General features: G+C 45.3%; 12 protein-coding genes. 7 read left to right on the forward strand and 5 right to left on the reverse strand.

Translation table 11 applies throughout. The features are described from left to right. The first annotated feature begins 167 nt into the window (after positions 1-167). A complete protein-coding gene (locus tag Q0081_RS06330) occupies positions 168-659 on the forward strand; it encodes a hypothetical protein (RefSeq protein WP_298350433.1) in 492 nt (163 codons plus the stop codon). A gap of 73 nt (positions 660-732) precedes the next feature. Here Q0081_RS06330 and Q0081_RS06335 read toward each other — a convergent pair whose 3' ends face one another. Then, positions 733-3,162, reverse strand: coding sequence for an ABC transporter permease (locus Q0081_RS06335; RefSeq protein WP_298350435.1), 2,430 nt, complete (start codon positions 3,160-3,162; stop codon positions 733-735). Between the two features lie 264 nt (positions 3,163-3,426). On the opposite strand from Q0081_RS06335, the gene Q0081_RS06340 reads away from it, so the two are divergent. The 6 genes from Q0081_RS06340 to Q0081_RS06365 all read left to right on the forward strand — a co-directional run bounded on the left by Q0081_RS06340 (position 3,427) and on the right by Q0081_RS06365 (position 11,239). Then, positions 3,427-4,014, forward strand: a complete 588-nt coding sequence (locus tag Q0081_RS06340) for a restriction endonuclease subunit S (RefSeq protein ID WP_298350437.1) — start codon at positions 3,427-3,429, stop codon at positions 4,012-4,014. Further along, a complete protein-coding gene (locus tag Q0081_RS06345; protein WP_298350439.1) occupies positions 3,983-5,518 on the forward strand; it encodes a type I restriction-modification system subunit M in 1,536 nt (511 codons plus the stop codon). The genes Q0081_RS06340 and Q0081_RS06345 overlap by 32 nt, the downstream gene beginning before the upstream one ends. Before the next feature lie 15 nt (positions 5,519-5,533). After that, entirely contained in the window at positions 5,534-5,980 is a 447-nt protein-coding gene (locus Q0081_RS06350) for a DUF1016 N-terminal domain-containing protein (protein ID WP_298350441.1), read from the forward strand. After that, entirely contained in the window at positions 5,955-6,650 is a 696-nt protein-coding gene (locus Q0081_RS06355) for a restriction endonuclease subunit S (RefSeq protein ID WP_298350443.1), read from the forward strand. The genes Q0081_RS06350 and Q0081_RS06355 overlap by 26 nt, the downstream gene beginning before the upstream one ends. A gap of 552 nt (positions 6,651-7,202) precedes the next feature. Next, a complete protein-coding gene (locus tag Q0081_RS06360; protein ID WP_298350445.1) occupies positions 7,203-10,535 on the forward strand; it encodes a type I restriction endonuclease subunit R in 3,333 nt (1,110 codons plus the stop codon). Continuing rightward, on the forward strand, positions 10,532-11,239 hold the full coding sequence (locus Q0081_RS06365) for a M48 family metallopeptidase (RefSeq protein WP_298350447.1): 708 nt from the start codon (positions 10,532-10,534) through the stop codon (positions 11,237-11,239). Before Q0081_RS06360 ends, Q0081_RS06365 begins: the two co-directional genes overlap by 4 nt. Positions 11,240-11,263: 24 nt before the next feature. Here the strand turns inward: Q0081_RS06365 and Q0081_RS06370 are convergent, their stop codons facing one another. From Q0081_RS06370 to Q0081_RS06385, 4 genes are read right to left on the reverse strand one after another with little or no spacing between them, the layout of a single operon-like run. Continuing rightward, entirely contained in the window at positions 11,264-11,887 is a 624-nt protein-coding gene (locus tag Q0081_RS06370; RefSeq protein ID WP_298350448.1) for a lipopolysaccharide assembly protein LapB, read from the reverse strand. After that, a complete protein-coding gene (locus Q0081_RS06375) occupies positions 11,875-13,044 on the reverse strand; it encodes a hypothetical protein (protein WP_298350449.1) in 1,170 nt (389 codons plus the stop codon). The genes Q0081_RS06370 and Q0081_RS06375 overlap by 13 nt, the downstream gene beginning before the upstream one ends. Continuing rightward, a complete protein-coding gene (locus Q0081_RS06380) occupies positions 13,026-14,153 on the reverse strand; it encodes a M23 family metallopeptidase (RefSeq protein WP_298350451.1) in 1,128 nt (375 codons plus the stop codon). The genes Q0081_RS06375 and Q0081_RS06380 overlap by 19 nt, the downstream gene beginning before the upstream one ends. A gap of 44 nt (positions 14,154-14,197) precedes the next feature. Next, complete coding sequence (locus Q0081_RS06385; RefSeq protein ID WP_298350453.1) at positions 14,198-15,217, reverse strand: urea transporter; 1,020 nt, start codon at positions 15,215-15,217, stop codon at positions 14,198-14,200. Between the last annotated feature and the right edge of the window lie 258 nt (positions 15,218-15,475).

A 15,475-nucleotide genomic window follows, 5' to 3' on the forward strand; every position in this document is an offset into this window, starting at 1 on the left:
GGTTGATGATGAATTAGAGAGTAGTTTAGGTTGGTTTAGCAAGTTAATAAAATCTTTTAAAAACCCATTAACAATCATTAACCGAGCCGTTATAAACCTTTACCAATTTTAGCGTTCTAAGAGTAAAACCAAGCAAAATAAGTTTTACCACAAACCAAATAAAGGCCATGAAAAAGTTAGTGTTTGCAATAGCCATGATTTTAGTAGCTTTCGGTAGCGCCAATGCCCAATGGGGAAACAACGACCATAATCGCCGCAATGACGATCGTTACGACAATCGTCGTAATGACCGTGATGGATATGACAATCGTGGTGGATATAACAATCGTGGTGGATACGATAACCGTGGAGGAAGAGGTGGAAATATGGGCGACCGAATTGATGATTTTCAACGCGAAGCTCGTCGCCGAATTTCGGACGGAATTGCCCAAGGGTCACTTTCGTCTCGGGAAGCAAAGCACTTAATGCGTGATGTAGAACGTATTGAGCGTAAAGAGCAGATTTTCTGGCGCGACCGCGTACTTGACCCTCGCGAACGTCAGGAATTGACTCAAGACTTGTATGCGTTAAACCGAGAAATTACTCACGAAAAGCGAGATAGTGAACGCTCTACCTATGACGATTACGGTCGTAATGGGCAGCGTAATAGAGGATGGTAATACGCGACAAAGGGCCGAAATTTTCGGCCCTTTGTTTTTTGCGTAAACGCAAACTTCTTACCTGTCTGACTATTTATTCTGCCTTTAAACTTTTTACAGGATTGTTCAAAGCCGCTTTAATGGACTGAAAACCAACGGTTAAAAAAGCAATCAGCACGGCTAAGCCACCCGCTACGGCAAATACCCACCACGAAATGGAAATACGATAGGCAAAATCCTGTAGCCATTTGTTCATGAAATAATAAGCAATGGGCGAAGCAATGACAATGGCAATTAACACAAGCAACAGAAAGTCTTTGGAAAGCAAAGCGGTGATACTCACCACCGACGCACCCAATACTTTCCGGATACCGATTTCTTTGGTGCGCGATTCTACCGTAAACGTGGCCAACCCAAACAGCCCCAAGCAGGCAATAAAAATAGCCCACAGCGAGGCCGTTGTAAAAATACGGCTGTACTGTTGTTCCGAAACGTAGAGTTTGTTAAAGTTCTCGTCTACGAAGAAGTAATCAAACGGATTACCTGTAAAGTAATTTTTATACAATTTGTCCAAAGCCGCAATCTTTTCCGGCATTCGGTCGGCAGTCAGGCGAATGGTAAAATAAGCGCTGTTGTTTTGGGGATAAAAAATAATGGGGTCAATCGCTTGCTGTAGGCCGGTATGATGATAATCTTTGACCACACCAATGATTTCGAGGTAGCGCTCATCCCATTTGATTTTGGTTTGGAGTGCCTGTTCAGGAGAGGTAAAGCCCAATTGCTGAATAGCTCGCTCATTCATCAGTACTTTACTGTTTTGGTCCCATTCTACATTGCACTCTTCGGCGGTAAAATTGCGACCGGCCTTCAGCCCGATTTCGTAGGCTTTCAGAAAACGATTGCCGATAATGGCAAAAGCATACGTTTTGAATTCATCGCCTGATTTAGAATTGGGTTGGGTAAATCCGGCTGTTTTAAAGTTGTACCAACCGCTCGGAATACTTCCCGACGTGCAGTAATCCTTTACGTAACTTTGCTGCGTCAATTCATTCCAAAAGGCATTTTTACGCGTTGAGTATGTACTGTCTTTGCCCACTTCCGGCCCGCGAATCACCAATAACTGCTGCGTATTCATCCCCAAATTCTGACTTTGCATGTAATTCAATTGGCTGTAAATGACGATTGTAGCCAATACTAAAGTCACAGAAATAGAAAACTGAACAACCACCAACGACTTTCGTAAAAAAGCACCTTTAGAAGTTTTGTTCAGTTGGCCTTTCAGCGTTTTGATGGGATTAAAATTAGACAATGCAAAGGCCGTATAGGCTCCTGATGCCAATGAACCAAACAAGACAACGGCCAATCCCCACATCCAGACAGAGGTAAATCCCAATGTTTTAAGCGAGAGCGGTTTATCAAGCAATTCATTAAAATAGGGTTGCAATAAAGTAACCAACACAAGCGCCAACCCAAATCCCAAAAAATTGACCAAGACGGATTCACCCAAAAATTGCTTTACCAAATGCCCCTGCGTAGCGCCAATTACTTTCCGAACTCCTACTTCGTTGGCACGTTTGAGCGAATTGGCCGTCGAAAGATTGATGTAATTGAACCAGCCGATGATTAAAATCAGGAAGGCAATTCCTCCAAGCATATACACGTATTTGAGGTTACCCAAAGTTTGGAGTGTATCATTGAGCGATGCCGCTAAGTGCATGTTTTTGAAGGCTTGCAACCGAAAACGAACATCGTCATTTTCTTTACCCAATTCGTTGCGCATGGCCGTTAGTTTGGATTCAAAAGCAGTTGGGTTTACGTCTTTAGTAAGTTGAAAAAACAGATTGGTGTATTGAGAGTCAATGTTTTCGGTGTCTGCCCAGCTGTTGCCGGCTAAATTGGCGGGATTTTTTAAAGTTTCCAACGAAAACACCATGTCGTACCGAATATCAGAGTTGTCCGGCATATCGGCATAAATACCTTCAACAGTGAAAGGTGTGGTACCGAACTGATTGGATAGAATTAGTACTTTCCCCATCGCATTTTCGGATCCGAAGTGTTTCTTGGCGGTAGTTTCTGACACAAAGATCACGTTGGGTTTCGCCAATGCTTTGGGTTGACCTGCCTTGAGTGGAAAGCTGAAAAACGAGAAGAAATTGCCTTCGGCGTAGGCAATGTTAGTCTCACGGAAAGATTCGTTATTGGTACCCTCTTTTTTTACTATCCCATTTGCCATGCCGTCGGCAAATCGACAATAGTCTTTGATGTCCGGAAAGCGCTGTTTAGCTCTTGATGCCCAGCCAGGCTCTACTTCTCCCCACGTTGCGCCTTTTTTGTCTTCGTTTATCAGCCGATACATGGTTGGCAAATTGGCGTGAAATTGATTGAAACTCTTTTCGTGACTTACGTATTCGAGAATCAATAAAAAGGCAGCAATTCCCATGGCCAAACCGGCAATGTTAATAAAGCTGTATACCTTGTTTCTGGCAAGATTCCGGAGGGCGATTTTGAGGTAGTTGCGGAACATAACAATGAAAGGGAAATGAGTTCGATACTATTACTTCAAATCGCGTACCAGAACAGTAAGTATTTATTAATCAGCAATTTATATTTTATTTTGTTAAAATAAATGTCCGCAAACGGACAAGATTTGGGTCGTTTGCGGACAAGGAAAATAGATGGAATGGCGTTATTTGAATCTATTTAATAAAAATTTGAAAATTTGTACAAAAAATAAAATTGCTTATGTCTCCTAAATTTCGTATTTTTGCCTGCTTTTTGTACTTCGTATATGACCCTTAAACTGTCAGAAATTGCCCATATCCGGTTTGGATATTATGACGCTCCTGCCGAAGAAGGGGAGTTGCATTATTTGCAGGCCCGGCATTTTGATGATTCCGGTAAATTTACCCGTTTTGATGATTCTTTCATTCCCTCAGACGAAAAAAGTCAAAAGCACATTCTAAAACCCGGTGATATTTTATTGGCAGGAAAAGGCTATCGGCTTTTTGCCTGGCAGTATGAAGGAACACCGAAACTTTCGGTAGCTTCCACCCTCTTTTTTTTTTTTTTTTTCAAAAACCCAGAGCAGGTACTCCCCGAATACCTAACCGCCTTTCTGAATCTGCCCCAAACACAGGCATATCTACGGCATCTGGGGGCGGGCACAAGCATTCCTTCTATCCGAAAAAACGAGTTAAGCGAGTTGGCAGTACCCGTGCCGAGTCTTGAAATGCAACATAATGTCGCACAGATTCATTCATTGCACTTGCAACAGATTCAACTGTTGCAAAGCCTGATTACTGAAAAACAATCCCTTGTTGAAAACCTTATAAACCGATTGATCCATGCTTCCCCTGAAGAGAACATTGAGCCGTGAAGAAATTGCCGCCGTCGTTTGGCGTGGTTGCGATACACTGCGCGGTGCCGTTGACCCTACGCAGTATAAAGATTATGTCCTGACCATGCTTTTTGTCAAGTATCTTTCCGACGTATGGAAAGATAAAGTGGCGCAGTATGAAGAAAAATACGCCGGCGATGCCGAACGCATAGACCGTGCGCTGCGACGCGAACGGTTTTACGTTCCCGCCGAATGTACCTTCGACCACCTGTACCAAAATCGAGGCAATGATGACATTGGCGGCTTGATTGATGTGGCCCTGATGGGTTTGGAAGACGCCAACCGCGCAAAATTGGAAGGGGTGTTTCGTTCGGTGTCGTTTAACTCAGAATCTCAGCTGGGCCCTCCGATCGAACGAAATCGTCGCCTTAAAAACCTGTTAGTCGATTTCTCCGCCCTCGATTTGCAACCGTCGCATTTACAAAATGATGATATTATCGGGGATGCCTACGAGTATCTGATCGGTGAGTTTGCCGGGCAGGCGGGCAAAAAAGCGGGGGAATTTTATACCCCGTCAGAAGTATCGGAAATGCTGGCAAAATTGGTGGCTCCCCGCTCGGGTGACCGCATCTGCGACCCTACCTGCGGCTCCGGCTCGCTCCTGATTAAGGTGGCCAAGGAAGTGGGAAGTGATAACTTTTCGCTGTACGGACAGGAAAACAACGGCAGCACCTGGGCGCTTTGCCGCATGAATATGTTTTTGCACGGCATGGATCGCGCCCGTATCGAATGGGGCGATACGCTCAACAACCCCAAGTTGATTGAAAACGACGCCCTGATGCGCTTCAACGTGGTGGTGGCTAATCCGCCTTTTTCGTTGGACAAATGGGGCGCGGAAAAAGCCATCGGCGACCCGCACAACCGCTACCACCGGGGCGTACCGCCCAAGTCAAAAGCTGATTTTGCGTTCATCAGTCACATGATTGAAACGACCTACGAAACCGACGGGCGCGTGGGGGTCATCGTGCCCAACGGCGTGCTCTTTCGCGGCAGCTCCGAAGGTACGATTCGGCAACGATTGGTAGAAGAAAATCTCTTGGAGGCGGTCATCGGCCTGCCCGCCAATCTGTTTTTCGGGACGGGTATTCCGGCGGCAATCCTGCTCTTTAATCGCGGCAAAGGCACCAATACCGACGTGCTGTTCATTGACACAAGCAAGGAATTTGACAGCGGAAAAAATCAAAACCGCCTCGGAGCCAACAGCATTGCGCACGTGCTTGATACCGTAAGCCGCTTCCGTACCGATGTTCCTAACCAAAGCGACGAAGGACGAGTGTTGGAAGAAAAATACGCTTACCGAGCTACGTTGGCCGAAATAAAGGGCAACGATTTTAACCTCAACCTGCCCCGCTACGTGGATACCTTTGAGGAAGAAGTAACGGTGGACATTGCGGCCACGAAAGCTAAGATTCAACAACTCCGCGACGCCCTTGCCGACACCGAACGACAAATGGAAAAGTACTTGACTGATTTGGGATTCTAAATTTACTTTTTCTGTATGGAGCCGATTCATCATTTTACTGAAATTTTGACGTTGATTCAGCAGGCCCGGCAGCGGGCAGTGGCGAGTGTCAATCGGGAATTGATAGACCTCTATCAAAAGGTCGGCGGATATATCAGCCAAAAAATAGAAATCAGCGAATGGGGAGATGGTACTGTGGTACAACTTGCACGCTATTTGCAACAGCAACACCCTGATTTGAAAGGTTTTAGTCGTCAGGGTTTGTACCGAATGCGTCAGTTTTATGAAGCGTATCGTAATGCCTCCGAAATTGTCTCACCACTGGTGAGACAATTGAGCTGGACGCATCACCTCATTCTTCTCTCGCAATGTAAAACCCCCGAAGAGCGACAGTTTTATTTGTTTTTGGCCGTGAAAGAGTCCTCCCCTTCCCGAACAGCGCCGCATTGCGGCCGTGTTGGGTACGTGGGATACCGCTATTGAGCAAACCACCGAGCTGCTCAAAGCCCTCCGCGCCCGTCATCGCGGCTTGATGCACCAACTCCTTACGGGAAAAGTGCGTTTGCCGGGGTTTGGCGGTGAGTGGCGTTCCGTGAAATTAGGGGAAGTCTTCAAAGAACGTAATCAGTCGGGCTATAACAATTTGCCTTTGTTGTCTATTACTGCCGAAAAAGGGGTCATAAATCGGGATGAATTAGAAAAAAGAGATACTTCAAATGAGGACAAATCAAAATACAAACGCATCTGTGTTGGCGATATAGGCTATAATACAATGCGAATGTGGCAAGGGCGTTCTGCTGTTTCGTCATTAGAAGGGATTGTAAGTCCGGCTTATACAATCGTCACACCGAAAGAGGGTACTGACGTTCAATATATGGGACACTTATTCAAGTTGCCTGAAATGATTCATCGGTTTTACCGTAACTCGCAGGGTTTAGTGGATGATACCCTGAACTGCAAATTCCCAGAGTTTGCAAAAGTAAGAGTTGCCATACCTTCTACCATTCAAGAACAACGTGCCATAGCGCAGGTGTTGGATGCTTCGCTGAAAGAAATTCAGCAGCAGGAGGCCAAATTGGAGGTGTTGCGGGAGCAAAAACGTGGCCTGATGCAGTGCCTACTCACGGGGCGGGTGCGAGTGCCGGTGGCCTAACGCAGCTTAAAAAATGAATGGCAACCTTCGCGGTTGCTTTTTTTGAGGGTTATTTTTTATTTTTGTAACGCTCTACAAAAAATATTTTTCATAAAAGAGCACACTTTTGTGAACTTAATAATTTGTAGAGTGTTTCAAATCGTGTAGATATATTTGAAAATTACGACTGTACGAAAGATGTTCACGGATTTTTACAGATTTACTACGCTGTTTAATTAGTTTCTTCATGATTTACCCGCTGATTTACGCTGATTCTAAAAACCGCAGATAACCGCAGATTTTGGGTTATTAATTAAGTTAATGAGCTTATCTGTGCCAATCTGCGTTGTATCTTAATCTGCGTTTATCTGCGGGATAAGAAATATTACATTACTTTTCAAACAGTGTATTTACCCAAAAATCCGTGAAAATCTGTGGTGCCTGCATGGCAGCGGCACGGTACGCCGTCGCGGAACCGTCCGCGTTATCCGCGTTCCATCTTTGAAAATCAATCCTTCGTACCGTACTAAATCATAAATCGTAAATCAGCAATCACAAATCGTAAATAGCCTCATGGAAACGCCCTCCCTGCTCGAAAACGACATCAGCAAAATCCCCGCGCTGCACCTGCTGGTGCAGATGGGATACGTACCGCTTACGCCTGCCCAAGCCCTGGCCGAGCGCGGAGGGCGCAGCAGTGCCGTATTGTTTGAGGAAATTTTAAGAAAACAACTCCACGCCCTCAACAGCATCACCTACCGGGGGCGCGTGTATCCGTTTTCGGAAACCAACCTCAATGCCGCGATTTTAGCCCTGCGCGATTTGCCCGTGCAAGACGGCTACACAAGCGCCAACAAGGCCATGTATGACTTGGTGACGTTGGGCAAAAGTTTTGAGCAGGTCATTGAAGGCGACCGCAAAAGTTATTCGCTGAAATACGTGGATTGGGAACGACCCGAAAACAACGTGTATCACGTCGTGCCCGAGTTCAGCGTACTCCGTACGGAGCGGCACGATGCCTATCGCCCCGACTTGGTACTGTTCATCAACGGTATTCCGATGGGTGTCATTGAGTGCAAAAGCCCCAAAAAAGACGCCATCCAACGGGCCATTCACCAACATATTGACTATCAGCGCACAGACGGGATTCGGAGCCTGTACCATTATTCCAATATTTTACTGGCCTTGGCCGGTAATGAAGCCCGCTACGCCACCACCGACACCCAAGAAGAATTTTGGGCAGCTTGGCGCGAGCAAACCCCGCAGGAAATCCGACAGGCCGACGAATCCCGTTTGGAGCAACTGATTAACAGCCCTTTACCTCCCCAACACGAGGCCACAGTACTGGCAAGCATGAACGAGGCATCGCGGCAGTTTTACCGCGACCTTCGGCTGGCACCCGTCGGTGTGAGTGAGCAGGATCGTTTGCTGTACAGTTTGTGCCGTCCAGAGCGCCTGCTCGACCTCCTGCTCAATTACATTGTGTTTGATGACAACGTCAAAAAAATAGCGCGTTATCAGCAGTATTTCACCGTTCGGCAAACTTTGGAGCGGGTCAGCCGCATAGATGCTGCTACAGGGCGGCGGGCGGGCGGGGTCATTTGGCACACGCAAGGGAGCGGTAAATCGCTCACGATGGTGATGCTGGCGCAGCTTCTGGCCAAACATCCCGACATTCCCAATCCTAAAATTCTGCTCGTGACCGACCGCGTTGATTTAGACAATCAGTTGACGGAAACCTTTCAGAAATGCAAAAAAGAGGTGGTACAAGCTACTACGGGCGCTTCCAAAGAAATACGGAACAAACTTTCGGGCAATGAACCCGAGCCAATCGTTGAACTTGCCGAAAAGCTAAATCCCAAAAAGCCAGTGCGAGATACGAGTTTGTTGGCCCTGCTGCACGAAAAGTCAGACGATATTGTCACGACAGTCATCAATAAGTTTGAAATTGCCCTCAAAACCAACGGCGAGCCAATGGACTCGCCCAACTTGTTTGTTTTGGTGGACGAAGCCCACCGCACCCAACACGGCAATTTTCACGGCAGTATGCGGCGATTGTTTCCAAACGCCTGTTTTTTAGGGTTTACGGGAACTCCCCTGATGAAAGCGGAAAAAAATACCGCTCGGCAGTTTGGCGGGTTGATAGAACCCGCCTACACCATTCGCGATGCCGTAGAAGATGGAGCCGTAGTGCCGCTGCTGTACGAAGGGCGGCACCACCATATTTCTACCAATGCTTCGGCCATCAACCGTTATTTTGACAAAGTAGCCGAACCCCTCAGCGACTACGGGAAGAAAAAACTCAAACAGAAGTTTAGTCGCATTGATGCCCTCAACGAAGCCGACCAAGTCATTTACGCCCGGGCGTGGGACATTGTAGAGCATTTTGTCAATAACTATCAAGGAACGGGCATGAAAGGACAGTTGGTGGTGGGCAAAAAATGGCAGGCCGTTCGGTACAAAAAGTACATTGACGAAATTGGTGAGTCCAATGAAGAAAAGCGAGTAACCTGCGAGGTCATTATTTCACCCCCCGAAGTACACGAGGGCGATGACGACGAAAATGATGGTTACGAAGGTGATGTACGAAGTTTTTGGAAACGGCAAATGGACCGCCATAAAAATGCTGAAAACTACGAAAAAACGCTCGTCAGCGCGTTTAAAAAGCAGGAAGTCCCCGAGTTGTTGATCGTTGTTGACAAACTGCTTACCGGTTTTGATGCCCCGGCCAATGCAGTGCTGTACCTTACCCGTTCGTTGAAAGAGCATACTTTATTACAGGCCATTGCGCGAGTCAATCGGGTATTTCCCGGCAAGCCTTACGGGTTGATTGTGGATTATTATGGCAATCTCGGCAACCTCGACCAAGCGTTGAATTTGTATTCTGGTTTGAAAAATTTTGACGCGGAAGATTTACAGGGAGCGCTCAAAAGCATTGATTCAGAAACCGCCAAGTTGCCCCAGGCACACGCCGATTTGTGGAGTGTTTTTGACGGTGTCGGCAATAAAATAGACATAAATGCCTACGAAGAATGGCTTTTTTACGAAGATCGGCGTGTCGGATTTTATGAGAAACTGTCGGTGTATGCCCGTTTGCTCAAACTGTCGCTTTCCAGCGTGTCTTTTATGCAAAAAACACCGGATGAACAGATAAAAAGGTATAAAAACGACGCTAAATTTTTTATTGAACTGCGTGACTTGGTGAAATGGCGGTATTCAGACGAACCCAACTACGCCGTCTATGAGCCGCAGATTCGTAAACTGATTGATAAATACATCACTACGGAGGGGGAGACGCTCGTAGTAACGCCCGAATTTGCCTTGCTGGATCAGGAGCAACGCCAAACCGAAATGGCGAAGCAGGCAGGTCAGGCCGCACAGGCAGACTATATTGCAAGCAGAACACTGAGGGCCATTGAGTTGCGCGTGAATGAGTCACCCGAGTTGTATCGAAATTTGGCGGAATTGATTCAGGAAACCATCGAAGCGTATTATGCCAAGCGCATTTCGGAAGGAGAGTTTTTGCAAAGAGTGATGACGCATGAGCAGGCGTTTTTGGAGGAACGAGTGGAAGGCGCTCCGGGAGCATTGCAGCAAAACCCCGTAGCGATGGCCTTTTATGGCGTAGCCAAAGGGTTGATAGGTAAAATAGTGACAGAACAATCAGACGATTTTTTTGCTAAACTGGCTTTGGGCATTGATGCGGCTATCCGGGAGCGTATTTTGGAAAAGGGACGCCCTTTGGTGGATTGGCAAAACAACATTGACTTGGCCGGAAAGATACGGATAGACTTGGACGATTTTATTTTTGAACAATGTCGGCCCGCAGCAGTTACGCTGCCGTTTGATTTGGTGGATCAACTCATTGAAGGTTGCCTGAACATTGCTAAACTGCGCTATGTATGAGTGAGGAGTTGATGAGTGTAGCGTTTGGGCTGCAAACCATTGCATACGAATTAAGGCGTACAGCCAGAAAATCGGTACGGATACAAGTGCATCCCAACGCTACAGTTCGCGTGATTGCCCCGCTTGAACTTACCGAGGATGAAGTGGCGAAAGCAGTGAAACAAAAAGCCGCTTGGATTTTGAAGCAATTGCGTTTTTTTGAACAGTTTCGCCCGCTGACACCGCCGCGACAATTTCGTTCGGGAGAAACCCATCGATACTTGGGGCGTCAGTATCGTCTCAAATTGATGAAGGGAGAAAAATCCATCCGGATGATGGCCGGTTTTATCGAAATAAGCCTGCCTGACCCTATTCCAGAAACGGTTGCTGCCGTTTTGGATGGATGGTATCGCCAACGGGCGGAAATTTATTTTCAACGTATTTTGACAGAAGTCATGCCCCGTTTTGAATCATACGGGTGGACTGTACCGGAAATAAAACTTCGTAAAATGCCTACCCGTTGGGGCAGTTGTACCTCAGCAGGGGTTATTTACCTTAATCCCGACCTGATTAAAGCATCAGGCAGCAGCATCGAATACGTGATTATACACGAACTCTGTCATTTGGCCCATCGTCTCCACAATCAGAAATTCTACGAGTTATTAGGTCGAATCCTGCCTGATTGGCAGCGACGTAAACAAAATTTGGAACGGATGATGGTGTGAAAAGTATCAAACCTATAAGTACTTTTATTTTCTGCACTTCGCTAATCCATCGGAGGCTGATTTATCGCCCGGCCGATTTAGTAACGCTTTGGTGAACAGTACTCTGGCTTCTTCGGTACGGCCAAGGTTTAAATAAGAACAGCCGAGCATGTGATTGGCATCGTAATCGAAAGGATACATATTGGCCACTAATTCAAAGTACTTGGCAGCGGCATCGTACTTTTTGGCGGTGTAATAGCCCACTCCTACCCAATAATTAGCCGTACTGTTGTAGGGGTCAATCTTTAGGATAGCCTCGTACATTTCAAAGGCTTTGTCATATTTTTGGGCTGCGTTGGCGGGTTTTATGTAGCCCATTCTTGCCTCTACGCTGTATTTTTTCAAGTCAATGGCTTTCTGATAATAGTCCATCGATGACGCGTAGTTTTTGGCATTGTAATATAGCCATCCCAAGCGCAGATTACATTCGTAACTGTCTGCTTTATAAGCTTTTTTGACTTCTTCGATGGCTTGGGTATAGTTGCCTTTGTATTCGCTCGTGTAGCTTGCATTAAATGCTTTTTGGATGTCGGTGGCAGTCTGACCTTTCACCGTAAATGCGACGGAAAAGAAGGTAATGACAAGGGTTAATTTCTTTAAAAACTCCATGATAATCCTGAATTTAATGAATGTTGGTAAAAGGAAGTTGCAGTGGTATAAATTTTCAATTTTTGCTCAAATGTATAATTAAGCGAAAGGGTAAGGTTTTTTGATAAGGAAGCATAAATACTTCCGCTGGCTTTCAACTGCTTGGTATCTACGTCGTTATAAATGTAGAGCCCGTCATTTTCCAAAAGAATATCGTAGCTTCCTAAAGTGACATTTGCTTCTGCCCACAAGCCTTTGACAACCTTGACCCCTACCATTTGCGTCAGCGTCAATTGATTCCCGTACGAAACTCGGGTAATGCTGTAGAGGTTGGTATTCCCAAAAGGATAAGCTGTCACCATCCCGTCAAACTGCGTAAATTGTTTATTGGCAAGGGTCGCTACATGAGCCATTGCCTGAAAATGCGCGTAAGGAGTGTAGTATTTTATACCCCCAAAGGCAACGGTATTTTTATAAATCAAATTATTGAAAGGAGAATATTGGTAATGAAAACCGCCGATAAGTACTAAGTTTTTACCAACGGAAGCCAACAACTTGGCGTAATACTCTTTTTGCTGAATCGCAATGTTGGTATTGTCGGTCACCAATGTAAAATTCGCTTCGCTGATGCGTTGATTAAAAAAAGCGGCGCTTTGCTGTAATTCGATGTGTTTTCCCAATTGTAGATGTATGCCCACTCGCCCATATTGTGCATTGCCGCGGGTAGCAATTTGAGGAATTTTATAACTGTATTCTACCTGAACCGCTGACAGTCGGAAGGGTTTGATTTTGAGCTCTTTTTGAGTTTTTTCCGAAAAGCCTTCTGAATAATAGCGAGCCATAACGGTATTGTTCAGATACAGGTGGTTGAGATATACATAATACAATGCCGTTTCATTTTCTGGGTACTGATCCAAAACCTGTTGATAGTGTAGCAGGCTTTGGCTGTAATTGTGCAGCCTAAAAGCGGCGTAGCCCGTACGCATTCTCAGAAGTGAAAAATCAGTTCCTGAGGTAATGGTATTTTTACCGTATTCCAACAGGTCTTTCCATTTTTCTTCATTATACAATTGCAGAGATTGATAATCGGCCACGGGTTCACTGATTCGTTCCTGAGCAATGAGTCTCTGTAGAAAACTGCTGAAAGTCAGGAGTAAAATTATCCTTTTTGTAAGCATATGGCTTCGATTGTTTTGTGATTGCGTACCATCGTAAAGGAGGCAACTTTATTGTCTTTGATTTGAACCGTTGATTCCGAAACTATTTTGCGCGTGGTTAAAAACTGCGTGGTTTGTCGACTGTTGATGGTCATGTTTTCGCCAAAAAAATCATTCCCAGAAGCGAAATTTTCGGATTCATAAAACAATCGGCTGAAAACGTAAAAGGGAGAAACAAGATCTTGTACCCATTTCAACAGGCCGTTTTTGCTTAACAACAAAGGAAATTGATCCGAAACCCGTACGTCGGGATTGGTTGTAAAAATGATTTTGTAGCAGGCTTCATAAAAGCAGAACAGCAAAGTATCTTTTCGTCCGTAAAAGGACTTAAAATAAAAACTGACTTCATTTTTAGCAAAATAGGCCGTCGCTTTGGAACGATGACAATAGAGATAGGATTGATTGTAGGCATCGGTAAACACCTCCCAATCACCCGTTTCTACCCCCTCGGCTTCTACGGTAAATCGAGCTCCGGGCAAAAAATCAAAAGCGGCTTTCAGGGCTGAATTGGTGTCTAAATTGCTCACCAAATCGGTTTCCTGAGGAATGGAAAATTCAAAAAACTCGCTTTTGCCTGAGCCTTTTTTTGCTAAAAAACTTGCCATGGGATATGCGCTCGTTTTGCTTCCGATGTACGGAGTATATTGTACTTGAAAATGCAAATGGGGTTCCGGCGAGCGTCCCGAATTACCGCAGGAGGCGAGCAAATCACCCTGTTTGACGTACTCACCCGTTTTGACCCGAAAGGAGTTCTTTTTCAGGTGACTCATTTTGGTGTAGAGCCCTTCGGAATGTTTGATAACGATACTGTTGCCCCAATTTTGCTGTTGATCTATCTTGCCGATTTCATTGTCATCCAGATAATCCACCACTTCCTGCACAATCCCGTTGGCAGGGGCTAAGATGGGTTTGTTATAGCAATAAAAATCTTCGGGTTTGGCGGCATCGGTGGAGTACGTCTTCAATTCTTCGTTGACGATAATAAAATCTAGCGCCTTACTCCAATCGCCCTTGTGGGTGATATTGCCGTCGTACCCTTGAGACACCATCCATTGCCCTAAAAACGGCAACTGAAACTGAATATACTTTTCATTGCTGAGCCGTTCGGTGATACTCAGGTGATTGTAAAGATTTTTTTCGGGAGAATACAGTTATACAGTTGGATGGGGGTAATCACCACCCGCCCTTTTTGTTCTTTAAGCATGAAAAAATACAGCAGGTATTGAGCCGTAAAACAAAAGGGAAGAGAGTAGACCGGTAAAAGCAACAAACCCATGATTTTGCCAAAACCAATGACAATCAAAAAAGTAATGAGCACACCCACAACGGCCCAAACGTAGGAATAGGCTGAAGGTATCACAAAAAATCCGCCGATGGCGACACTTATCATCATGAAATTGCCGCCCATTACGTAATAATTGATGCTGCCAGCACCCGTATACACGGCTGAATTGAAACCATAAGCGGTCAGAAATCCAATGATTAATAACGAAAACAGAATACGACTGTGGAGTAAAATACCAATGCTCAGGATAATACCTGCTAAAATGTTATTCTGAAAGAACAAAGAACTCAGCGCCCTGAAAAAGGCCGTAATCAAAGGCGGAAGGTCTATGTTTTCCATAAACAGGACGAAATTGACCAATTGAGTATCACCGATGGCATACATTTCATTGATCCAGTAAATGTTGCGGGTACTTAAATCAATAGCAGTAAACTCTTTGGTCACCAGTAGAATAAGCCATAAACTCAATACAAAAGGAATGGAAAGAAAAGGTAAACCCAGCGAACTAAGCCGACTTTGAAGCACCGCCGACAGGATAACCGTAAACAGAACGGCGACAAAAAACAACAGAAAAAAAGCGGTGCCCATTTCGTAGAATGTGCCCATGCCGATGCCCAACAGGAGCGCATTGTAAGAATAAATTCCCGTTTGAATCAAGTATTTATTTAAGCCTGTAAAATGCGAAACGCCAAGTGCAAAAATGACCGCCAACAGTCCTGACGCCCCTGCTCCGGGATTAAAAAAAGTAACCAATAATACCAATCCGGCCAGCAATGGATTGTTTGAGAAAAAAATAGCCGAGTAACTGTTCAAAACGGCTTCAAGGTGGGGCTTTAGCTTCGTATTCACTACGTTCTTGTGTATCTATTGCAAATGAGCCGGAATCTCTTCCAATTGTTGTAAATACTCCAATGTCTCGGCTTTACGGATGATGTGTGTTTGATTGTGCGTATCAATCAGCACGATGTTGGGCCGCATTGCGATGAACTGGGTTCATCGTCACATTTGGTGAAAGTCGGGGTTTCCCATCAGGATGACTCTTTTGCGGAGCAACTCAAAACTCGCTCTTCCATACATCTGACGCTTGATATTTTTGAGCCTGTTTAC

Source organism: Runella sp., from assembly GCF_027484545.1.
In the GTDB taxonomy this organism is placed as follows: Bacteria; Bacteroidota; Bacteroidia; order Cytophagales; family Spirosomataceae; genus Runella.